At 39.7% G+C, this 24229-nt stretch carries 17 protein-coding genes and 1 pseudogene; 6 read left to right on the forward strand and 12 right to left on the reverse strand.

Going from position 1 to position 24229, the window contains the following annotated elements; translation table 11 throughout:
- Positions 1–122: 122 nt before the first annotated feature.
- Both GQR55_RS08490 and zigA read right to left on the reverse strand, forming a co-directional pair.
- A complete protein-coding gene (locus GQR55_RS08490; RefSeq protein WP_166420240.1) occupies positions 123–812 on the reverse strand; it encodes a DUF1826 domain-containing protein in 690 nt (229 codons plus the stop codon).
- Complete coding sequence (gene zigA, locus GQR55_RS08495; RefSeq protein ID WP_166420241.1) at positions 812–2011, reverse strand: zinc metallochaperone GTPase ZigA; 1200 nt, start codon at positions 2009–2011, stop codon at positions 812–814. The genes GQR55_RS08490 and zigA overlap by 1 nt, the downstream gene beginning before the upstream one ends.
- A 234-nt stretch (positions 2012–2245) precedes the next feature.
- On the opposite strand from zigA, the gene GQR55_RS08500 reads away from it, so the two are divergent.
- Entirely contained in the window at positions 2246–4381 is a 2136-nt protein-coding gene (locus tag GQR55_RS08500; RefSeq protein WP_166420242.1) for a TonB-dependent siderophore receptor, read from the forward strand.
- 356 nt (positions 4382–4737) lie between these two features.
- On the opposite strand, the gene GQR55_RS08505 is transcribed toward GQR55_RS08500, so the two are convergent.
- From GQR55_RS08505 to GQR55_RS08520, 4 genes are all read right to left on the reverse strand, one after another.
- The gene (locus GQR55_RS08505) at positions 4738–5139 is read right to left on the reverse strand and encodes a DUF6691 family protein (RefSeq protein ID WP_165728566.1); all 402 of its coding nucleotides are present in this window, start codon (positions 5137–5139) and stop codon (positions 4738–4740) included.
- 3 nt (positions 5140–5142) lie between these two features.
- Positions 5143–5556: a YeeE/YedE thiosulfate transporter family protein gene (locus tag GQR55_RS08510; RefSeq protein WP_165740903.1), complete on the reverse strand. Its 414-nt coding sequence runs from the start codon at positions 5554–5556 to the stop codon at positions 5143–5145.
- Between the two features lie 3 nt (positions 5557–5559).
- Positions 5560–6819, reverse strand: coding sequence for an outer membrane protein transport protein (locus GQR55_RS08515; protein ID WP_166420243.1), 1260 nt, complete (start codon positions 6817–6819; stop codon positions 5560–5562).
- Positions 6820–7060: 241 nt separating this feature from the next.
- A complete protein-coding gene (locus GQR55_RS08520) occupies positions 7061–8485 on the reverse strand; it encodes a sugar porter family MFS transporter (protein ID WP_166420244.1) in 1425 nt (474 codons plus the stop codon).
- Positions 8486–8996: 511 nt separating this feature from the next.
- On the opposite strand from GQR55_RS08520, the gene GQR55_RS08525 reads away from it, so the two are divergent.
- Positions 8997–9788: a hypothetical protein gene (locus tag GQR55_RS08525; RefSeq protein WP_166420245.1), complete on the forward strand. Its 792-nt coding sequence runs from the start codon at positions 8997–8999 to the stop codon at positions 9786–9788.
- A gap of 75 nt (positions 9789–9863) precedes the next feature.
- Here the strand turns inward: GQR55_RS08525 and GQR55_RS08530 are convergent.
- Positions 9864–10050, reverse strand: a pseudogene (locus GQR55_RS08530) (tyrosine-protein phosphatase); the annotation flags it as partial.
- 129 nt (positions 10051–10179) lie between these two features.
- On the opposite strand from GQR55_RS08530, the gene GQR55_RS08535 reads away from it, so the two are divergent.
- The 3 genes from GQR55_RS08535 (at position 10180) to GQR55_RS08545 (ending at position 17907) form a co-directional block, all read left to right on the forward strand.
- Positions 10180–12339, forward strand: coding sequence for an exonuclease domain-containing protein (locus GQR55_RS08535; RefSeq protein WP_166420246.1), 2160 nt, complete (start codon positions 10180–10182; stop codon positions 12337–12339).
- 468 nt (positions 12340–12807) lie between these two features.
- Complete coding sequence (locus tag GQR55_RS08540; protein WP_166420247.1) at positions 12808–15162, forward strand: TonB-dependent receptor; 2355 nt, start codon at positions 12808–12810, stop codon at positions 15160–15162.
- A gap of 339 nt (positions 15163–15501) precedes the next feature.
- Complete coding sequence (locus GQR55_RS08545; RefSeq protein WP_166420248.1) at positions 15502–17907, forward strand: TonB-dependent receptor; 2406 nt, start codon at positions 15502–15504, stop codon at positions 17905–17907.
- A gap of 78 nt (positions 17908–17985) precedes the next feature.
- On the opposite strand, the gene GQR55_RS08550 is transcribed toward GQR55_RS08545, so the two are convergent.
- The 5 genes from GQR55_RS08550 to GQR55_RS08570 form a co-directional block, all read right to left on the reverse strand.
- Positions 17986–18303 (reverse strand): hypothetical protein, encoded by a 318-nt coding sequence (locus tag GQR55_RS08550; RefSeq protein ID WP_166420249.1) that lies wholly within the window; start codon positions 18301–18303, stop codon positions 17986–17988.
- A gap of 105 nt (positions 18304–18408) precedes the next feature.
- The gene (locus GQR55_RS08555) at positions 18409–19263 is read right to left on the reverse strand and encodes a hypothetical protein (protein WP_166420250.1); all 855 of its coding nucleotides are present in this window, start codon (positions 19261–19263) and stop codon (positions 18409–18411) included.
- On the reverse strand, positions 19260–20363 hold the full coding sequence (locus GQR55_RS08560; RefSeq protein WP_166420251.1) for a nuclear transport factor 2 family protein: 1104 nt from the start codon (positions 20361–20363) through the stop codon (positions 19260–19262). Before GQR55_RS08560 ends, GQR55_RS08555 begins: the two co-directional genes overlap by 4 nt.
- A 9-nt stretch (positions 20364–20372) precedes the next feature.
- Positions 20373–21338: an ester cyclase gene (locus tag GQR55_RS08565; protein ID WP_166420252.1), complete on the reverse strand. Its 966-nt coding sequence runs from the start codon at positions 21336–21338 to the stop codon at positions 20373–20375.
- Positions 21339–21348: 10 nt separating this feature from the next.
- Positions 21349–22959 (reverse strand): sodium/solute symporter, encoded by a 1611-nt coding sequence (locus tag GQR55_RS08570; RefSeq protein WP_166420253.1) that lies wholly within the window; start codon positions 22957–22959, stop codon positions 21349–21351.
- Positions 22960–23197: 238 nt separating this feature from the next.
- On the opposite strand from GQR55_RS08570, the gene GQR55_RS08575 reads away from it, so the two are divergent.
- The gene (locus GQR55_RS08575; protein WP_166420254.1) at positions 23198–24211 is read left to right on the forward strand and encodes an ester cyclase; all 1014 of its coding nucleotides are present in this window, start codon (positions 23198–23200) and stop codon (positions 24209–24211) included.
- The last annotated feature ends 18 nt before the right edge of the window (positions 24212–24229 follow it).

Here is a 24229-nt window from a genome sequence, read left to right on the forward strand (position 1 = left end):
AGGATGGCTTAAGTTACAAGCCATCCTGGAAGGCTACGATTTAGCAAAATCTCTTGAGCCAGACTTGTGATCAAGAGACAGCCTTTATGGAGCGTTTTTTATGTAATGCAATACTTAGCGTATTAAATAAAATCTAGGGTTAGCAATAAGCGTTGCTCGTTTGCAGCTACCGGTGGTGAGCGATGCACTAAACCGGCTCCTTCGTTGTCATTCCAGTATTCTCCTTTAAGCAGGGCAACATCACCTTTTGTTAGCTGGTTAATATTACTTAAGCTTTTAAATAATCCAGACTCTTCATCTGGTTTACCTAAATTACCAGTACCTAGCTTTGAGCGGTTTACATCGCTGTGATTTAACCACTGCGTAGCAACGCCTTGGTAGGTTGTAACTAATCGGCACGGAATTTTGTCTACATGAAAACGCGGACACATGGGTTTATCCAATACTTTTAGTCTTAAACCTGCGCGCTTTAAATCAAACAGGCAGCAAAACATTTCAACAAGTAGGGCAATGTCTTCACAAAGTGTATTAACCTCATCGCGGTTATTATCTTCTGGCTTAAGCTCCTTTATTAACTGATCAAACGCATCATCGGGCGATACAGCAAGTTCTAATGGTTTTAACGTGCTGGTGGCAATGAGTGTATTAACAGCTTTTGTTAGCTTTTCGGCTGCGCTTCTTTGCCAAATAACAATGTTGGTATCTTCGTTATAAATTTGCGGAAGTACATTAGCATTAGTGCTTTGAGCCGCTTTACGCAATAGCTGCATTGTAGCTGGCGTAGAGTGAGTTAAAGGGGCTAGTGCGTTCATTATTCTTCCTCCCAAATAGGGAACGGGTCGTTATAGGTTCTCCAAAAGTCCTTACCCTTAAGTACGGCGTCTTCTGATAATAAGCAGTCATCAAGAGCCTCAATCATCGCTTGTTGATTCAAAGACTGACCAATAAACACCAGCTCTTGACGCATATCGCCAAAGGGTTCCACCCATTTATTATTTATGTCAGCAAGCAATTCGGGCTCTGTAGGCCACTCTTTTTGGGGGATGGCTTTAAAAAACATGCCAGCAAATCCGTAGTGAGCAATACCGCCTGCTTGGCTCCATTGCCCGCAAAATAAAGGCCGAGTAGCCAGCCAAAAGTAACCTTTTGAGCGAATAAGCTTGCCATATTTTTCGGTACTGTGAAGAAAGTTATAAAACTTTTCAGGATCAAATGGGCGGCGCGCCGTATAGTTAAAGCTGCTAATACCATACTCTTCGGTCTCGGGAATATGTTCACCGCGCATTTCTTTAAGCCAGCCTGGAGCTTGTTGGGCTCGCTCAAAATTAAACAGGCCGGTGTTTAGCACTTCATTAATATTAATATTACCGTTTGATATAGGAATAATTTTAGCTTGAGTATTAAGCGTATTTAAAATGGCAGTAAGTCGGTTTAATTCATCGTTTGTAATTAAATCAGTTTTACTAATTAAAATAACATCGGCAAATTCAACTTGATCAACAAGTAGGTCAGCGACGCTTCGCTCGTCGTCTTCTCCTAACGATTCGCCAGTATCTTGTAGATCGTTTGCTTGTTCGTAATCGTTTAAAAAGTTAACCGCGTCAACTACGGTTACCATGGTATCAAGGGTGGCAACATCACCAAGTGAAATACCGTTTTCATCAGCAAAGGTAAATGTTTCGGCAACCGGTAGGGGCTCAGATATACCCGTTGATTCAATAACGAGGTAATCAAAGCGGCCCTCTTTTGCAAGCTTGCCAACTTCAACAAGTAAGTCCTCTCGTAGAGTGCAGCAAATACAGCCGTTACTCATTTCAACGAGTTTTTCATCGCTGTGATTTAGCGATACACCACTTTTAATTGTTGCTGCATCGATATTTATATCGCTCATATCATTAACTATAACGGCGACTTTTTTACCTTGCCTGTTATTAAGGATATGGCTGAGCACGGTTGTTTTACCAGCGCCTAAAAAACCAGATAACACTGTGACGGGCAGTTTATTTATCATTTTAGAGTCTTGCTAAATTACATTTTGCATTATGTTATACTATATCAATTTGGTGTTCTAGTTCTGTTAGTCACTTTATTACTTATTTATGTAATAACTCATCAAGTAACTCACTGTTTTAAGTATTATTCGTTCTAAAATTAAGAAGTGTTAAAGTTCAATTTCGTTGATTTTAAAAATGATAAGAGTTATCATTTAGCTTATTAACTACTTGCGCTCCTCTCAGGAATTATCATGTTTAACCCTAGCTATTTGGCATTGAGTATTGCCGCGTCTTTATCTGCTTTTCCTCATTTGGCACTTGCCGAGCAAAATAAAGACATTGAAAAAATTGAAGTAACTGGTCGTGCTCAGCAGTTTTATCTTGAAACCGAAAGTAAGATTGGTACTAAAACGAATTTAGATCTTATTAAGCTTCCTCAGTCTGCTCAGGTTTTAACAGAGCAACTTATAATTGACCAAGCAGCCCGCGACATTACCGATTTGTATCGCTCAATAGCGGGTGTAAGTGAGTACAGCTACTCAAGTGTAACTTTTCGTGGTTTTAGAGACGACGCTAACGTATTTTACGATGGTGTACGTGGCGACCCGTATTCGGGCTTTGGTGTACCGCAGTTATTTAATGTATCACGCGTAGAAGTATTAAAAGGCCCTGCATCTGCTTTATATGGGGGTGGTGAACCTGGTGGAATGATCAACTACGTCACTAAAAAGCCAAGTTATACGCAAAGCAAAGAGCTAAAATTAACACTAGGTAATTTTAATACACGTGGTGCGTCGCTCGATATGACCGGTGGTTTAAGCGACACAATGGCCTATAGATTAGGTGGTTTTTATGAAGAGCAAGACAGCTTTCGTAATAACGCAGACGCTAAAAATACCGAACTTACTGGCGGTTTGCTATTTGATTTAAGTGATTCAACAACACTAACCACAAGTGTTGATTACATCAAACAAGACTTAGGGGGTAATCGTTTACGTGGCGTACCTGTTGACGACAATGGTAATTTTTTAGTTGACCCAAGTTATAATGCCAACGAAGCGGTTGATTATCAAGACATGGAAGCGTTAGTGCTTCAAGCAGATCTAAGTCATTATTTTAGTGATGATTTTTCGGTTAGTTCAACACTTCGCTATTTAGATAACGAACGTGACCAAGCTTACCATGAGTCGCAAAATTGGATAGATGTAAACGGCGATGGTTTAGCAAACATTGACGACGAGACAATTGGGCGAGAGTACCGTAAGCAATACCGTGCAAACGAAGAAATTAGTTTAACCACTGATTTTGTTTATAGCTTTGAACAAGGGCAGTTAGCGCACCAATTTTTATTTGGTGGCGACTACCACACCGTAGATACCGAGTACGATTACTTGCGTGCCCGCTTTGAGGCCGATGGCGTTGCTAATTTAAACATATTTAATTTAAATTACGGCGAAACCGACCCAAGCACTTATAACCTAACCGATTTAAACCGCGATGGCGTAGATACCGATCGCTTTGGAATATACGCACAAGACGTAATAAGCATAGGCGAGCAGTGGACTATTATTGCAGGCCTGCGTTATGACCACTTTAAAGAGTTTAACCAAGAAACTGGCTTTAGTTACTCAGATAACGGCGTAACCCCACGTGTTGCTGTGACCTACCAACCTGTTGAAAATACATCGGTATATATTAACTACTCAGAGAGCTTCAACCCAACATCATCGGCCGATCAAGAAGATGTAGAAAGCGAAGGTAACCTAGAGCCAGAAACAGGTAAACAAACTGAAATTGGTATGAAAAACCAATGGCTTGATGGCAAAATAATGAGCACCTTTGCTATATACCAAATTAATAAAGAAAACGTAGTAATGAATAACCCAGAGGACTTAGGAGCGGGTGACGGTATTGCTGCGCTTTTAAATATAGGTGAGGTAGAAAGTCGCGGGTTTGAAGCAACGCTCGTGGGCGATTTATCAGCGCATTGGACGGTAACCGCAAACTACGCTTACAACGATACAAAAGTAGTTAAAGGAGTAACGGGCGACACTGTTTCAAATACATTTGGCGATGGTTCGCGCTTTTCTAATGCACCACGCCATCAGGCAGGTTTATGGACTCGTTACGCTATTGACTCAATTGACTCATCAATCGCATTTGGTGCTAATTACGTAAGTGAGCAGTTGAGCAGAGTAGGGCAAAAAGTTAAACCGTTTACCGTATTCGATATGAGCTGGACCACTCGCTTTGATGATGTTTTATTAAGCGTAAATATTAATAACTTATTTGATAAAGAATACGCAGTAAGTGGTTTTACTGAGCGTAATGGCCATTTTCCGGGTAGCCCACGTGAAATAGTAGGGCAAATAACGTATAAGTTTTAAAGTGATTTGAGCGCGAATTTATCTCGCGCTTATTTTTTATCGCTATTAAATTTAGCCGCTTCTTGTGTAGTGTTAGCGGCTTAGATATTGACTCTATTAGTAAAGTATCGAATATAAACGTGGTTTTTGAAGTCCATTTTTTTAGCCAGTACATTACAAAAAAACGAATTAAAAACAGTAGTATAGCTATAAGTAAAAGGGAGGACGCTACGCTTAACCAAGGTGTGCTGTTAGAAAATTCCAGCGCTTTATTTAGCATAACTTAAGCCTGTTCAATATAGTTTTATATATATTGCAGCAAGTTATGTTCCTTTGTTTGGAAAAAGTAGCTGCCGATTTTTAGTCGGCAGCAAATATTATACTTTTTTAGCTAACCACATACCGCCTAGCACGGCCGCAAAAAATAATAAAAACTCCATTTTAAGAGACACTAATTGAACCAAGCCCGGGCCTGGGCATATGCCACTTAAACCCCACCCTAAACCAAAAAGTACTGAGCCAATAATTAAGCGCGAATCAACTTTTTTTAAATCACTTAAATTAAATGTGCCTGAAATAAGTGGCTTCTCTTTTTTTGCAACCCATAACCATGTAAGCATCATTATTAGCATAGCAACAGCCATCACTATAATTAAGCTTGCGTCCCATTGGTTCCCGTAGGTAAGAAAGTTAATTACTTTAGCGGGGTTTGTCATACCGCTAATAATAAGCCCTAAGCCAAATATAAAGCCTATAAAAACCATCATAATTGCTTTCATTATTTATCCTACAAGGTTTGCTGTAATAAAGGCGACGAGCATAAATGTGCACGTTGCAACCCAAGAGCGGGTAGAAAAACGCGACATGCCACACACGCCATGGCCACTTGTACATCCATTAGCTAAAGTTGTGCCTGCGCCAACTAAAAGCCCCGCAACAATAATAAGCCAAGGCGGCAACTGTAATTCGCCCTCCAATAAAGAAGGGGCAAATACTCTTACAGCTACACCTGCCAACAATAACCCTAAAATAAAGTATAACTGCCAACGCGAGCCCGAATTTGCTTTAGCAAATACAGACTTAACAATGCCCGATATGCCTGCAATTTTTCCGTATAAAACCAGTAATAACGTACACGCTATACCAATTAATGCACCGCCTATTGCAGCCGATACGGGGGTGAATTCTGTTACCATTTTTTAAATTTCCCAAACAATAGAAACACCTAAACCGGTTTGTTTCATTTCGATTGATAGTTGTTGATTTGGCGCTAAATAGTTAGCACCCGTTACTTTTTTAGCTGGCGAATAAAAAGCCATAGCGTTTAATTGTACCTTGTTGGTAAAAGAATGGCTAAAGCCCGTTGTAAAATGCCACTCTTGAACGCCCGGCGCTAAAATATTTAATATAACTTGTGACGAAGGGATAGGTTGCTCGGTGTAAGACACCCCAAAACGAATCTTTTGTTGCGATGTACGCTGCCACTGATAGCCAAGCTTATAAATAGTCATATCGTTCCAGCCAAATCCAGCACCTGCGTTAGCTCCTAAAGGCGCTGACATCAAGTTATCAACTGGGTTTGAAATACTTTTTACTTCGCTGTAATTTATTTTTTGCCAATCAAATACCACCTGATTACTAGGTGTAAGTTTATAAGCTGCACCAATTTGAAACGAACTTGGCAGATCAAATCCGCCTTGCTCTGCAAACAAACATTTATAGCTATCAAACTCTTCCATCGACACTGATGAGCGGTAACTTGCCCCCCAGCTTAATGACGAATTTATATCTTGGCTAATACCTAGTTGAATGCCTAGGCCTGTGCTTGTATCGGTGCCATTATTTGTAAGCGCTTCTGGTGATTGCGAAAAAGGAGCAAAGTTTTCAAGCCCTTGTGCTTCAAACTGCTGCACCACGTAAATAGGGGATACACCAAGGCGTGTTTGTTCATTCAACTTATAGCTTACTGTTGGGCTAATAAAGAGCTGCTTTAAATCAACGCCTGCCGTACCACCATAAAAGGTTCCTTCAGGAGCTGACTCTGCGCCGTACTCAGAATTCATACCGCCATTGCCATACACTAATAAGCCAATATTTACTTTTTCATTTAATTGGTGGCCAATAGCAAATTCTGGAATTGCGAATACGGAGTTATCGCTTTTTTGTGTTTTTGCTTCAAGATAAAAAGCGTCAGGGTAAAAAGTATCTACTTTCGATGCAGTGTATTTTCGCTCAGGTGAAAAAAGCTCTAAGCCCAGAGATAGCTGTGTTCCGTTTGGCAAAAAAGTAGCAGGATTATTAGCGCCAGACATTAACTCTTCTGACAGCGCTACACCTGCGCCAGCCATGCCTTTGTGGGTCATGCCGTAGCCGTGTGTAAAATACCCATTAGTAGCAAATGCACTGAACGAACCTAACGCACACGTTAAAGCTAAGCCTGATATTAACTGTTTTTTCATTTTAGTAGACACATAAAGTTGGAATGGGCGGACAATAGCTAATTATTGATATTCTAAAAAGGAATTTAAATAGATTAGTTATAATAAAAGGTAATAGAGCAATGGCTATAAAGTTAAAATAAATGAGCAAAGATTGCTATTTAACTTTTAGGTTATTTATATAGGGAGTCCATATAAGACCCTAGATAACGCTGCTTTATACAAAGGCAAAGCGGCGACTAGTATCACCGCTTTTAAAAAATCACATAGATTCGAGCGTTTTACCGCGCGTTTCTTTAATGTATTTAACAACAAAAAAGATGCTTATAAGTGCTGATAACGCATAAAAGCCGTATGCACCGGCAAGGCCTATATTGGCAAGCATAATAGGGAAGGTCATGGTGATTGCAAAGTTAGCAATCCACTGCGCACTGGCAGCAACAGCAAGCGCTGCACCACGAATACGGTTATTAAACATTTCGCCTAATAATACCCATACAATAGGGCCCCAACTTAAACCAAAAAATACCACAAATAAATTTGCCATAATAAGTGCAAACGTACCCATGTTATCGCTAAGCGCAAGTTTGCCTGCTTCATCAAGGCCTGCGCTGCCAAATATATAAGTAAGCGCGCTTAAGCTAATAAACATACCAATACTGCCTACAAGCAGCAGTGGTTTACGGCCAACTTTGTCAACTAACGCAATGGCAATAAAGGTCGATACAATATTAGTAGTGCCCGCTAATACATTTATAAATAACGATTGTGACTCATCAAACCCAGCGGCTTGCCAAAGCTCAGAGCCGTAATAAAACACCACGTTAATACCTACAAATTGCTGAAATACACTCAGCGCCACACCTACCCAAACAATTGGGTGTACTTTTTTACTGCCATCAATAAATAAATCGCGAATACTTGGCTTTGTATCGCTATGCAAGGAGCGTTTAACATCGCTTATTTGCGCATCAACATTGTCGTTCGAAATTTTACTAAATACCGCTTTGGCATCGTTTACTTTACCTTGCGCCACTAAATAACGAGGCGACTCCGGTATAAACAACACACCCACTAAAAACAATACTGCAGGCACAAGCTCTGCCCAAAACATCCAGCGCCAAGCGGCTATATCAAGCATTAAAATATTTTGCGCGCTGCCAGCTGCATCAGCTATTAAATAGTTACTTAAAAATGCCACAAATAAACCTAGTACAATAGCGAGTTGTTGCAGTGTAGCTAAACGACCACGTAGTGCGGGTGGCGCAACCTCAGCAATGTAAGCTGGCGCTAATACCGATGCTGCACCAATCCCTAAACCGCCAAATAAACGGTAAAAAATAAACTCCGCAGAGCTTTCGCTAATGCCCGAACCAAACGCACTAATGGCAAAAATAATAGCAGTGATGATCATAATTGCACGGCGGCCAAACTTATCAGCCAGCGGCCCCGCAGCAAGAGCACCTAAGGCACAGCCAAGTAACACAGACGCTACGTTAAACCCTGTTGCCACACTGCTTGAATTAAATGCATTACCGAGTGCCGACACCGTGCCGTTAATAACGCCCGAGTCAAAACCAAATAAAAAGCCACCAATAGCAGCCACTGCAGAGATAAATATAACGTAAAAAAGAGAGGTGTTTTCAGCTGTGTTGGCTGAGTGGGAAGGCGGTGTGTGCGTTGTCATTATATGCCCTGAAATATAAATTAAATATAAAGGAGCATAATATCGTAAAGCGCTATGGCTGAATACATTTGTGCAGGTATAACGATTTAGCGGGTATAAATTAAGCAGTGCTTTAAAGGCTTTAGTTTGAAAGCGTTAGTTTAAGTACTTTGAAATTAAGTAGCGCCTTTTTTAAAGAAGATGTGGCCTAATTATTAAAAGTTTTGAATTCAATAGTTTTAAAATAAAGATAAATAGGCGCATTTATTCGATAGCCATAGTTAAAAAATGATTTCATGATATGAATGTTCATTAAACAACATACTTTGTATGAACAGTGCTTGTTTTGTTCAATATTACTGTTCCCACCCATTTTTGTGTATTTTAGCGATTGCATAAACTGATATGAGGTTTAGTAATTGTTTACATGTGGTTATTTGGTGGTTAAGGTAAATGCATTGTAATATAGGGACATTTGTGGATTTATAAAGCAACAAATGTCATAGACTAAGTTCCGTCTAGAGAGAGATAGATGAAGGATATATTTCACGATTTTAAAAATGGAAGTTCTAGAGATAAACTTTCTATTTTATCCGATTTTTCAACCATTCTTGGAGTTTCCGTTGCGACCTTTGTTGCTGGACCATTACTTAGCAAATTTGCGGATATTGAGTTTGTCTTAAGTGATTTTATAATATCAGTCTTGTTTTACTTCATTTGTATTTACACAGCTGGAGGAGCTTTCTATAAATATGTTCAGTCATCCTATGAAAATTACAAAAATAAACAATATGGTGAGATTACGGGAAAATCAATTGTGTTTCTTCTTTTTGTTTGGCTTTGTACTGTAGGGTTTCCATATGTTAAGTACTATACAGGGAACTTTTTTAATGTAAGTTACTTGCTTGCTCCCCCAGCTAATTCCGCTATTAAGGGGGTGGATAAAATTAAATTATCAAATAGTTCTGAATTAACAAAAATATCGATTTCTTTAGTCTTAAGCGATACTACTGATCCTAGTGATTACATTTCAGTTCTTTACAACCAAGACAAAGAGGGTCTTTATCGAATAGTTAAATATGGAAGCACATTTAACTCAGAATATGAAATTCCTATAAACAAACAAGGTAATATACTCATTCCCTTGAAATCAACGGAACAGAATACCAGCAATCCTTACTTAGTTATTTTTAGAAAGTCTGATTGGTCATTCTTTGAAAAGCTTGGAGGTAAGTTTGGCTACCCTTCCGGCTTAATACAAATACCAACAAATGATATTGAGGTTTATGGTGCCTTTTCTCAGGAAATAGAGCTTCACAAGTAGTTAAACTCATAAACCGCTAACCCATAACTAGTATTAAAAATATTTTTAGCACTATTCATAGTGCTAAATTTTTTCCTACCCCTCAAAGCTCTCTTTTTGCAGTTCTATAGTGAGTGCTTTGTACTCGGTTGTATACTTCTTCTTTTGTGTAACCTCCCAAATTTAAAATAAATGCAGCTACCAACCCTTTGCGGCCAGTGCCGCCTTTGCAGTGTATGACCATGCTCTGTTTGTGTTGTATGGCTTGTAGTATGTCGCTTTTTACATTTAGTGCTTATTGACTCTATATTATTTTTATATGGCAACTATAAGCATTACTGATTACAAGTTTAAGATTGAATAATAAGCGAAAATACTAGATACTGTTTTTATATACAGTTGTGGCGATATTATGAAAAAAGAATTACCAGCAAAATACTATTTAGCGCATTTTAGAGAGCTTATTGAGTTTGTAACAAGTAAATGTATGCATTTACTTGAGCCTAAACATAGTGAATTTATTAGTAAAATTAACCAGCTAGATGAGCAAAGCCAATGCATGTTGGCGCGAGTGTACTCGCGCAAGCCTTATTTGGTGCAAGCGCAGTCACTTAATTACGAAGAAATAACATCACCGCATCAGGCTATTTATACGCTAAAAAAAGCGGGCATTTTATTTGAGCCAAACGAGCAGCATTACTCGCAGCTTTTGGCTCACTTAACCAAACCTGCTTTGCTGGAGTTACTAAGTAATTACCCTGATCAAATAAGCTTTAAAAAGAGCGCCGCTAAAGGCGCGCTGGTGGATATTGCCCGTGAGTTTTTTAAAACATGCCCACACGAGCTTGCGCCACTTTATAGCCAGTATGTAATTAATAACCGCAGTGATTACTACGAGTATTTTGAGTTTTTATTTGCAGGCAAATTAAGCAGTGGTGATGTGAATCATCAAAATCGTTTTGTAATGCGAGATTTAGGTTTAACCGCTACGCGCGAAGGGCACAGCGAGAGTTTGTCGCGCTTTGAAACACTTGATGAAGCGCAATCGAACTATTTATTAAACCGTTATCGGTTAGCATTTAAAAATATAACGGATGAGAGCGATTATATTGCTTTAGCGCCGCAGGTTTTAATGCAAGCTGCGCACGGTGCCATTGCTGTTGCGTTAAAAAACAAATTATTAGTAAGGCTTTATAGGCAACTAAAGGCAGTTGATAGCGAACTTGCTTTTAGCTTACTTGAAGGGTGCGTGGATGATAGCGAAGCACAAGAAATTCAAATAAGAGAGCAATACAGGCTTGGTAATAAAGAGTGGGTAAAAGCACGATTAGAAGCGATTATTGAAAATCCGCTTACTGATGATTTACTTTATTTTGCTGACGATTTTTTAATGCGTAAGTTTAATAAAAAAACACGGTCGCGTTTAAGTGCCATGCTTAGCGATACCCAGTGCGTGCTAGAAATAGATGAACTGTACCGAGGTGAAGTAGAGCAGGGCGTAAACGATTATTATACTCGCCAAGGTATGGCTGTATTTAATACCGAAAACACGCTTTGGCAAAGTTTGTTTGGTTTAGTATTTTGGCACGAGTTATTTGTAGAGTCGCCTTACCCGCCATGTAATGAGTTTGATATTTATCCGCAAGTATTAAGGCTTGGTAATTTTTATGAAGCGCAGCAAACACAAATAAATGAGCGTTTAGCGCAATGCCAAACGTCGCAAGCATTACTTAATTTAGTGTGTAAAAATGCAGCGCAATACTTTGATCAACCTAATGGTTTATTTAGATGGCATAAAGAGCTACTACAACCGTTAGAAGCACTCATTTTAAATAGCCCAATTGATGCATTAATTACCCATTTAACCAATATGAGTAAACATTATTTACAACTAAAAGACGGCTACCCCGACTTAATGGTAATTAATAATGGCAAAGTACATTTTGAAGAGGTAAAAGCGCCGGGCGACAAACTTAGGCGAAACCAATTAACCACTATTGATAACCTTAAAAATGTGGGCTTTACAGTCCACATTGCTGCGGTTAAATGGTTTGTAGATCCAAACCGTATTTACAGCGTAGTAGATATAGAAACCACAGGCGGTTTAAAAGGCGGTAACCGCATTACCGAAATTGGCCTTGTAAAAGTACAGCACGGCAAAGTAATAGACACCTGGACGACACTTGTAAATCCACAGCGGCACATACCCGGATTTATAACGTCATTAACCGGTATTAGCGACAGCATGGTGCGCAATGCCCCTGTATTTGCCGAAATAGCACAGCCATTGTTAGATAAACTCACAGGCAGTATTTTTGTAGCCCATAACGTTAATTTTGACTACGGCTTTATTAAAAAAGAATGCGAGATGGCAGGACACTTTTTTAAAATGCCAAAAATGTGCACCGTGGTAGAGTCGCGCAAAGCGTTTAAAGGCTTAAAGTCGTATTCGCTGGGCAATCTCTCATCGCACTTTAATTTAAATTTAACCAGCCATCACCGGGCACTTGCCGATGCAACCGCCACTGCAGAGTTATTATTACTTATTCAGCAATCCCAAAGTAGTGAATAGGTCCTCAGATTAACTAAAAGCCACTAACTAGTTATGCTATGAATAGTCAGCACTTAATTGAAAATTAATTATGTGCTGACACTTAAAGTAGATCTTTAATACAATTTAGACTTCGAAGTCTAAATGGTGCGCTTTGTTTGTATTTCCCCTCCTTTCTTTGTTTAAATCCCCTATATTAAACTGATCAAACCAGTAACTTTAAATCAGCTGTAAAAATTAAACTTGTTTATTATTAGTTGCTTGAATGAGTTTTGTGTTTTTATTTTTATAACGCGTGTTAGTTACATGTAAAAGTTGCATTAATCGCTGTTGCATTCGAATGCAAAAAGCGGTAGTTTTTATGAGTCGAAAAAATAGTCATTTAAATATCGCGTTTTTAATAATTATAAATAATAAGAATGTGATGGTGGGGCATAGCATCCATAAATGCTTAATAAAATTCATTTCAACAGGTGGAGAATTTATCTCATGACGACGAATATTTTACGTAAAACACTTATTTTTGCTGCTGTAAATACGGCGTTATTAGGCTCAGCATCTGTATTTTCACAAGAAGCAAAGTTAAACCCTAATAAAGAGTTGGAGGTTATTTCTGTTACCTCTACTAAGCGGGTTAAAAGTATTCAGTCGGTGCCGTTGGCAGTTACAGCTGTATCGGCTAAAGATTTACTAGAAAATGGCATAACCGATATTTTAAGCCTTGATAGCCTAGCGCCAGGTTTAAAGTCGGGTGTGTCGGGCAGTGATGCTCGCCCCGCCATGCGCGGTGCCAGAACAGAGCAAGTAGAAGCTAACGATGTTGCCATTGCGTTTTATTCTAATGGCGTTTATCGCCCTCGTCATGGGCAAGCACTTGCTGGTTTTGTAGATTTAGAGCGTGTAGAAGTACTTCGCGGGCCGCAAGGTACGTTGTTTGGTCGTAACTCATTTGGTGGAGCTATTGATGTAATAGCTAAAAAGCCAGAGCTTGATATTACCGAAGGCGGTATGGCTACAACATTTGGTAATTATGGTCATTTACGCGGTGAAGGCTTTTTTAATGCCGCTTTAACCGATGATACCGCAGTACGCTTTACTGGGGTGCGAGAAATACGCGACCCATACGTAGAGAATTCGTTTAATGAATCAGCAGGCTTAAAAGATGCAGATATGTATTTTTTGCGTGGCCAAATATTTACTGAGTTTAACGATGATGTAAATTTAAATGTAAAAGTAGAAACATGGCAGGACGAGTCAAATGGCGGCGGTGCATTTGGTTACCATATTTTAGGTGTACCTATAAACCCAGCGACAGGTAAAACAAGCTTGTCGGCACCATTAACTGAGCGAATTGGTCGCGATGATGTGTGTGGCAGTAATTGTGGTCGCTTTGGTGCAGGCTTAGATAATGCAGCAACGCCTGGGCTTGATACTGCACAAGGTGTGTCGTCAGACCCATTTACTCAGCAGTTTGATTATCAGCCATCACGCGATGTAAGCGATGTAAGTATTAGCGCCGAGTTAAACTGGTCGCTTGAGTCGGTTGATTTAAAAGTAATTGCAGCCTCAATGGATTACGAAGAAACGCGCCTTACCGATGGTGATTTTTCGACTTATGCAGCCACTGTAGATGGTAACGCAATTGAATCTAAAACTAACTCGTTAGAAGTACAAGTTAGCTCTACATACGAAAGTGATTTTGAGTGGGTGGCTGGTATTTACTTATTTTCAGAGGATCTAGACAACGCTTTTTTAAATGCGAGCTATGGAGCCGTGGTTGATAATGTACCCGATACAACGCAGCCTCAAGCGCTTCAATATGCACCTTGGTTAAACCAAATTCAGTTAGAAACGCGATCAGCGGCGGCTTACTTTCAAGGTAACTACGCATTTAGTGATGATACACGCGGTATAGCCGGCATAAGGTATACAAATGATAGCCGTGAGTGGGATATTTACGGTCAAAATACTAATGATTTAAGCACGCTAGATTTTTCAGAATTAGAAGTTAAAGACGCAGATGGCGATTGGAGTAAAATAACGTGGAAGTTAGGCGTAGAGCATGACTTAACAAATTCTCAATTGCTTTATGCTACGGTTTCTACAGGCTTTTTAGCGGGTAATGCACAGGGCGCTTTTAATGGCGAAAATAGCTACGACGAGCAAACAGTAACGGCTTACGAGGTTGGCTTTAAAAGCATGCTGCTTGATAATTCATTAAGATTTAACGCTTCTTTATATTACAACCAATACGAGGACTTACTTTCTACGCGTTTTCAAAACGTAGGCGGTACGGCGGTATCGTTTTTTGGTAATGCGGGCGAAATTGATGCTGCTGGTCTTGAGCTTGAAATTGATTGGCAAGTGAGTGATGCATTGCGCCTAGGTGCACGTGCCGCGTTTACAGACTCTACCTATGGCGACTTTGTTACGCCAAATGTGTTTGAAGAAGGCGGAGAGACCATTAATGGCGTAGATAACTTACTGCAACTTGACGGTAACGAAGTGCAGTTAAGCCCAAAATATAACATTACTCTATTGGCGAGTTACGAGTTTGATTTAGGTGATAAAGGCCGCATTGTGCCTGCTACCAGTATTCAGTTATCGGATTCGTATACGACCAACGATCTCCCTTTTTCGTTTGGTACGCAAGATAGCTATCAAAAATACGATGCCAGCATTGCATGGTATTCGGCCGATAATGAGTGGGCCATACGCGCATATGTTCAAAATGCAGGTGATGAGCTTATTTTGCTTAGAACGGTTCGCTTTGGCGGTAATGTAGCGGCTGCTGACTATGCTAATCCTCGCACTTATGGTGTAAGAATAGGTTACAACTTTTAAGCCTGTTATTGCTTTTAACTGCTTTATACTCAGTTAGGGTTTAGCTGAAGTTAAGTTATTAATAAAATTGGATATTATTTAAAAGGCCAGCAATATTGTATTGCTGGTCTTTTTGTTTTTTAGATTTCGAAATCATACTAATTTGAATTTTAAATTATTGTTATTTATAACTTTTAGTGATTAAGCTTAATTATTAAGCAGAAAGTTGTTGATTTTTTTGACTTCGAAGTCTATTTTGTATCAATGCATTTTCAATTGATACAATTTGTTTACTGTAATAATTGAAAATGTAGAGTTGGGGAGAAGTAGACACGTTTTAAACTCGGGAGAATAATTATAATGAAAGCTAAATTTACACGGACTCTCGTTCATTTTGCTGTAACAACTGCTATTGCAGCAACCACAATGAATGCTCACAGCGCCGAAGAAGCAACATCAACACAAACTCAGCAGCAAATTAAAGAACCAGCCATTGAACGCATAGCCGTTACTGCAAACCGTCGCTCACAAGATCTACAGGAAGTATCATCATCAATCACCGCACTCGGGGAGGCTGATATTGCCCGTGCCGGTATTATTGATGTTACGGGTCTTGAGCAGGTTGTACCGGGTTTACGTATGGGGTCATCTGGTGGTGAGGTTCGTCCTGCCATGCGCGGCGCACGTACTAATGAGGTGGGTGTAGCAGGCACCGGTATTGCCGAGCAAATTGTAGGCATATTTCAAGATGGCATTTACGTACCTACTACCTCATCTGGTTTAGGAGCATTGGTGGATGTGCAGCGCATAGAAGTGCTGCGTGGCCCACAAGGTACTCTATACGGGCGTAACACCTTTGCTGGCAGTATTAATATAATTACTAATCAACCTGTTTTTGACGATTTACTGGGGAGTATAAAAGTTGAAACAGGGAGTTATAACCGCAATGCTTACGAGGGTATTATAAATATTCCTGTAAGCGATACAATCGCGACTCGTTTTGTAGTGGCCTCTGATCGCCATGATGGCTATATTAATAATTTAGTGATTCCAGGACCTTCGGATGATTTACGCGAAAAAAATCAGTTTTATATGCGTAATGTCACTAAGTGGCAACCAAACGATAAGTTTAACGCAATGGTACGTTTTGACTACTCGCGTAAAAACTCAAACTCAGAAGCTATTTGGGGTTATCAGCAAATTGCGGGTTACCAAATAAGCGAAACGTCACCAGGCTCCGGTATATTTGATCCTAACCCTACAATTACAGCTGGGCATATTTATCAGCCAAGTGATGCGCAGCACGAAGATCTTGGCCCATATGATGTTTATCGCAATAGTTTTTCGCTTGATAAACAAGAAAGCTTTTCGACAACAGTAGCACTTGAGTGGTATACCGATTTTGCTGATATTAAGTGGACGACTAACTATTCAACCCTTAACGGCAAGCAATACTACGACAACGACTATAGCGATGGCGGTATTGATTTTGTAGGTGGTTTTGGGCGAGTTGACGATCAAAAAACTCTATCGTCTGAGTTACAGTTTGCATCAAATAATGATGATTCTGATTTTTCGTGGATTGGTGGACTTTACTACTTTGACCAAGAAGCAGATTGGAGCTGGTTATCGCATACAGATACAACAGGCGATGGTGTATCAGACTCTGTTGTTGTGCCTTCGTGGGGGAATCCAGATTACGACCCGCATACGGCTAAATCTATCGCAGCGTATGGGCAGTTACGTTATCAAATTAGTGAAGACCTACGTGTTGTAGGTGGCTTGCGTGTTAACCAAGACGATAAAACGTTTACTGGTGATACCATTCCCGATTGGGATGATTCTGCAATGTTATATAAAGCGGCTGCAGAGTACGACATAAACAAAGACATAATGGTGTATGCAAGCGTAGCCACGGGTTACAGAACGGGTGGTGCAAACGATTCGCGCGTGGTAGCACGTGGTGCAGACCCACTTTATGATAACGAAGATGTTATTTCGTACGAAATGGGTATGAAGAGCTATTTGCTAGATGGTGCAATGCGTTTAAATGTGTCGGTATTTATGAATAAGTACGAAGACGTAAAAGCACAGTTGTTTGCAACGTCATGTAACGATACAACAACGGGTGATACCGTTTTAGAATGTGTGTCTGCAGGTACAGCCACAACATTTGAGTATTACGAAAATGGCGGTGACGTAGAAACAAAAGGCCTTGAAGCCGACCTTCAATGGGTACCAATTGATAATTTAACACTTACCGGTACGTTATCGTTATTGGATAGCGAATTTGCTGATGGTTACGCTGTGGGCAACGAACAACTTCGCCCGTTGCTAGCACTTGGTAACCAAGGCGGGCGTCAAGATATAAACGATAATTCAAGCCAATTTAGTTTTGAAGGCTGGCGACCTGCAATGGCGCCAGAGTACAGCATGGGGCTTTCGGCGCGTTATGAGTTTAGTTTAGGGGGCGACTCGTACTTAGTACCGTATATTCAAATGAATTACTTAGACGATTACTACGCGTTTGATACGAATATTCCAGAGGTAAGAGTAGATGCGCATTTAATGGCTGATGCACGCCTAACTTGGTTTATAAACGACAGCGTACAAATTGAGGCTTATGTTAAGAATATTGGTGACAAAGCCATATTAACGCGTGGTGTGGTGCATTCACAAATTGTTGATGGTTTGCCAGCTAACTCAGTACAAGCAAACTGGAGCAACCCGCGTACGTGGGGCGCGAGCTTAAAATACCAGTTTTAACGTTTCCTAAATGGCCGCATGGCCATAACTTTCAGCCAGCTAATAAATTTATTAGCTGGCTTTTTTATTTAAAAAAAGCTATCGAATTAGTTCGCACTGAGCATTAGTATCATATTTAGCGAGTCTTTTTTTGCATTCATCCAAGGCTCTTGTATTTGCTTTAGATTGTGAGCTGTAACCCTCTGAAAAGCCATAAAACTCGCCACCATTATAGGTTTTCCCTAGTGCGAATGCTTTTCTGCCAGCTCTTGATTCGAATGTGGTTAATGCATTTACCGTCGCTACATTATAACTACTTGAGTCACACAAAAACGCGTTGGGTTCTATCTCACATAATGTAGGCGTAGCTTGGCAGCCAGTTAAAAGTAAGACGGTACAGATACTGAGATACTTCATTTATTGTCCTTAATTATTATAATTTAAGGTTTAATGTACCTAAAAAAGTTAAAATTATAAACAAAAAAAGCGCTCAGTGAGCGCTTGAAGGGAAGTGGTAAGTGTTTACAGTGCGAATTGCTGATTTAACGCGAGGGTGTCAAATTGCATAACTTCGCTTGATATTAGAGTGTTAGTAAATGTAATAACGGTGAGTATTTGTTGGCGAACGCGTACGTTTTTGGCATTAAAAGTCCCATCGAGTGTCCAGCAAATTGTTACTTGATTTGAGGCGCTGTCAAACTGTACGGTTTCTAGCTGAGCGTAGCGTCTGCTTAGGCTTTGTGAAAACGCTAAATGGCAATTTAACAGTGCATCTTTTGATTGTGTTTCGTTACTGCCAGCAAGAATAACGTCTGCACTTTTAATATAAACACTTTCAAAATTAGCTAAGTTATTAAGCTGCCAAATTTGCCACCAATTATTTAATGTTTCGGCAATTTGCGTTGGTAATTCACAAATGTCGCTGGGCGTTGCATGAAAGGTAGTAGGGTGCAGCTGGTTATCTAAATCGCTAACCATAATAGGGTCGCTTTTAGGTAACTTAGGGATCACCAGCGTATTATTGCTTGCCTCACCTGTAAATTCGTTGTTAGCCAATAATAGCGTATCAACAACACATTTCACTGATTTTATGAAGGTGCTATTGTACTTTATAACAAATGAAAGTCTTACTGGTTTTAGCAATTTTTTTGGTTGCAATACCAACTGTAAAGTCTCAAGTTCGCTGCCTTTACTGTGCGTTTTAGATATTAATTCTGATACACCATATTGCGCTAAAAAATCAAGCCATAGCGGCTGTGCTTGCAATGAACCCATAGCGGTAAAGTGATGTTGTTGCCAGCGACTACTGCGCAGCAATTTACCTGAAATAGTTTTAATATCTGCTTTGGTGTATAAATCGATAATTGCGTTGATCATGCATTTACCTCCAATTCTGTTTGGCTATTTAACGCGTGTGCTCTAAATAGGTTTGCGAGTAGAGCAACTTCGTCAAAAACGGTGACTTCTTCAATGACTTTTTGATTTTTGATGCGTAAATGTGAGGCGCCTAACACAAAATAAGGAAGATTTTTTAGCTCACTTAGTTCATCGCTTTGTGGGTTAAAATGCCCCGCAAGTGACCAGCGAATTGCTACATCTGTAGTGCTCTCATCAAAGGGGGTAATTGCTAAGTGATCGACGGTTAGCTTGGCATCAGGGCAGTTGGCAAAAAATTGTATAAATACGCCATTTATTTGTGCAAGGCCGGTTGCCATTCTGCCGCTTGGCCATTGTTGTGTGGCCGTTAAGCTATAAAAATCGTGTATTTTAGCAAATTGCTTTTGGTTAAATAATGTATCTAACCAGTTATGCGCAAATGCGGCCAGTTCACCGTCTAAAATTGGAGTGCTTGGCGTGCGGTGATCAATTGCTTGTACTCGGGTAAACTCTTCATTAAGCCATAGGGTATGCTTTTCTTTACTTGGTACTTTGGCCATGTGCTTGGCTACATTAATAATACTTAGGCCAAGTTGTTTAACTAAAAAGCCGTTGTCGCGTACTAGCCATTCTTTTACTATTTTATTTTCAAAACAAACGCAGTCGGCAATGGTAGTTACTCGGCCTGTTTTATTTGTAGCAGGGCCAAATTCTGAGTTACCGGTATTACTCATTACACTGCTAATTAAGTGTGATGAGTAGTAATGCTCGTTGCCGTCTTCTGAAAAAATAACATTTTCGCCAATTAGGCTTCTATCAGGGAATGCGGCAATGGTTTTAAGTGTGCCTTGAATAACATCTTCAATATTTTCGCCATAAGCGCCAAGTGTAAAAACAGGGCATACATCAGCGTAATAGCGATAACATAAACCAATGTTTTTTTGCTCCCAAATACGGTGCGTAATACGTAAAATGTAATCAACAATATCCACAAACTCTTCGTCAAACCCTATAAGCGCTTGCTGCTTTTTACTTTGCGGGTTTAATACGCTCGATAAAGGCAGCCAGTAAGGTTGGGTAATTGTGTTTTGTGTGCTCATAAATACCTCTTAGTTTGCTGCAGTGATTTTATTTTGCATTTGCTCAAAAATATCAATACCCATTCCCTCTAATAAATGAGGAATATCGATAGCGACCCAGTTTTCTTTTAAAATTCCGTTTTCGCAGCGCCAAAAGTCCATAACACGCGGAAACAGTTTATTACCCGATGCAGGTAAACCTAGCCAGTCATCCCCTGTATGAGTACCGTACATATGCGGCCAGCCACCGGTGGCTACAAAATTGTCGTGGCTTACTAAGCAGAGTGTTTTATTGATCCCACGATCAGGGAACCCTTTTAAAAATGGAGCTTGGTGGTGTTCTCTAAAGCCACTAATGCCTCGGGTTGTTCCTATACCGGCTGGGCCATACCAAATAAAATCTGGGTGCCAGTATTTTTCTAAATTAATGCTGTATAGGTCTTTACCATCGTAGCGGCCAAGCTCAGTAAGCATATCAATTACGAGCTGTTCGTTGGCTTTACTTAGTTCGTCGTTTTTAGCTGTAGCAGGCACACCATCAAGTGTAGTGGGGGGCATTATTAAACCCGGGTAACCTAAGCTTGGACGCAGTGGATTTACACCCACTTGGTTCATTACATCGATTAAATCTAAAAAGGTATAAACGTTAACTACTTTATTTTTTTCTATTTGAGCCATTTCGCTATAACGAATAAAAATACTTTTACCGCTGGCTGGAATACCTAATAACGGTTTTGTGAATGTGCCAGTAAAGTAACCTGTTGCGCATATCCATTGCTCGTCTTTGTAGTCGCCCTCAATAGAAATAAAGGGTTTACGCTCTATATCGGGTAATGAGTTTTTAAGCACTTTAAAGTAATTATTAATTACATTTTGTTTAGATGTAATTGGTTCAAAAGGGTGGCTTACCTGCCATTGAACGGTATCCGCAAGCAATGCTTGGTTTGGTAATTCTGCAGCGCTGAAGTTTTCAAAAAGTTGTTCTAAAATATTCATTTATTTCACCTTATACAAAATGTTCAAATAACATGAGAGACGCGAAGCTCACTACAAAAAAGCCGAGTAACCAGTAGTTTATTGAGTCAAATTTACCTGGAACTAAATACCAACCATTTTCTTTTTCAGGGCGGTTTTGTTCTTTAAACATTTTTAGCTGACCTTTAATGGTGTACTCGTTGTATTCCTCTTGAAAACCATCAAAAGCGATACTCAAAACAATACTAAATACAACACACGTTAGGGCACCAATTGCACAGTACCAAGGCCACGCTATATCGGTGTAAAGGGCGCATATTGCAACGGTTACAAACGATACTAATGTGCCAATAAGTAGGCCTTTTTCGGTTGTGTGCTTAGAGAAAAACCCTAGTGCAAACATACCTAATTGAGCACCTACAAAGTATGAACCTACCTTGGTGAGTATTTCTAAAATTGAGCCTTCGCTGTAAAGGTGATACATAATGGCGGGTACAATGATGATGATTGCCCAGCCAAGGGTAAATAAACGTGTTGCAGCTAAATAATGTGCGTCGTTTTTTTCAGGTGCAAAATACTTTTTGTAAAAGTCGATAGTACTAATTGTAGAGAGTGAGTTAAGCGCTGAATCGAGGCTCGACATAGAAGCAGCCATTACGGCTGCCGCTATAATTCCCATTAACCCTGGCAGACCATAGTCGGATGCAAACTGTAAAATAATTAGGTTGTCGTTTTCAAATGTACGTCCGCCGTAATAGCTGTAAAACAACACGCCCATAAATATAAAAAACAGGTAAATAAAGAATGCAATAAAGCCCATTAGTAAGTATGACTTTTTAGCATCACCAATGTTTTTAGCTGCAAGCGTACGCTGCACCATCATTTGGTTAGTACCGTAAACAGTGATGTGATAAAGCGACATAGCTAGCACGCCAGACCAAACGGTGGTTACTTGCGTGAAGTCGAACGAGAAATTAAGAGGGTCTAACTTACCTTGTGCTTTTAACTCAGTAAGTGTTGAGCTAAACGAGCCATCCATCGAGGTAATAAGGGCATACATAATAATGCCGGCACCAATAAATAATATTGCTGATTGGATAACATCGGTCCATATTACGGCAGTTATACCTCCTAGCATGGTATATATTAGTGCGATAATAGTGACTAAAAATATAGCAGTAATAACGTTAATATCTACAATAAAGGCAAGTACTAGGGAGGTTGCATAGAGTACAGCGGCTGAGCCCATTGTTTGTGAAATAAGCCAAATTGTGGAGATTAAAATCCGCGCTTTTTTACCAAAACGACGCTCTTGGTATTCGTATATTGAGGCGACACCTGCATTGTAAAAAAACGGAAAAAACAAACACACAACAGCCACAATAACGAGTGGGTAGTTTAAGTGTATGGCAATAACCGATAACCCCTCTTTGTATGACCACGCTGGCGCACCTAAAAATGTAAGCGCACTAACATAGGTTGCCACTACCGATATACCAATAGCCCACCAAGGTGTATTTTTTCGGCCAATATAAAAATCATTAGCACTGCTCACCTTTTTACTTATTACAAACCCAAGTATGAGGTTAGCAATAATGTACCCGATGAGAATGCTCCAATTCAATAATCCAAAATCATTCATAATTAATCCTGTTAGATTAGGTATTACGGGCTAATTAGCCTATTTATACTTTTTATTTTGAATCATCATGAATCACTTTGACTTCGAAGTCAATTGTCATTAGTATTATTTTAAATCGATTTATAACTTAGTATTTACAGGCTTTTAATTACTCTTTAAATAGAATACATTTTAGCAATGCATATTTATTTGCGGTTTAAGAGTGTTAATTTGATTGCGCAAACAACAAGGGAACATCATGGCAGAAATAATTAATAATAAGCAGTTGGTTCGTCAGTTTCATGCTGCATTAGAAAAAACACAAGGTAATGATTTAAACGCTTTATTTAAAGAGTACTTGGCAGATAATTACAGCTTTAAAGGTGTGCATCCGTTTAATGAATTAAATAATGCTAATGATGTGATTGAGCATGTTTGGCAGCCTTTATTTCATTCTTTTAAAGCACTTCAGCGCCGTGAAGATATTTTTATTGCAGGGCAAAGTGAAGCCGATGGTGGCGAGTGGGTAATGAGTATGGGCCACTTTATGGGCCTCTTTGATCGTGACTGGTTAGGTATTGCGCCTTCTCATAAATTGGCGACAATTCGCTACGCTGAGTTTAACTGTGTTAAAGACGGTAAAATTATTCAAACTGGTTTTTTTGTCGATATTATTGGGGTGATGCTACAAGTAGGTTTAAACCCATTACCGCTCTCTACCGGGCAATACTTTACTTATCCTGGGCCACGTACCCACGATGGAGTTCGTTTAGGTGAAGGGAGCGATGAGCAAAGTATGCGCACAATGAACTTGGTTAATCAGATGATTGATAACCTAACCGCGCTTAATCAAAGCGGTATAAATACCTGCCCACCTGAAGTGCTTGCAAAAACATGGGATGAAAACATGGTTTGGTATGGCCCTGCGGGAATTGGCGCTACATATACAATTGAGCGTTATCAGCAACAGCATATGTATCCGTTTAGAGAAGGGTTAACGGGTAAAGTATTTAATGGCCATATTTGCCGGTTTGCTGAGGATGAATATGCATGCTTTTTTGGTTGGCCAAACTTAACAAATACCGCCATTGGTGGCTTTTTAGGTTTACCTGGAGCTAATACTCCTGCTGATATGCGCGTGGTTGATGTATATCATCGTGAAGGTGATAAACTAGTTGAAAACTGGGTAATTATTGACTTACCGTATTGGTTAAAACAACAAGGTTTAGATATTTTAAAACGCACGCAAAGTATTGCTAATCCGGGCACTTAATTTTTTCAAGTTATAAAA

The sequence above is a fragment of the Pseudoalteromonas sp. Z1A8 genome (assembly GCF_011378855.1).
Lineage (GTDB): Bacteria > Pseudomonadota > Gammaproteobacteria > Enterobacterales > Alteromonadaceae > Pseudoalteromonas.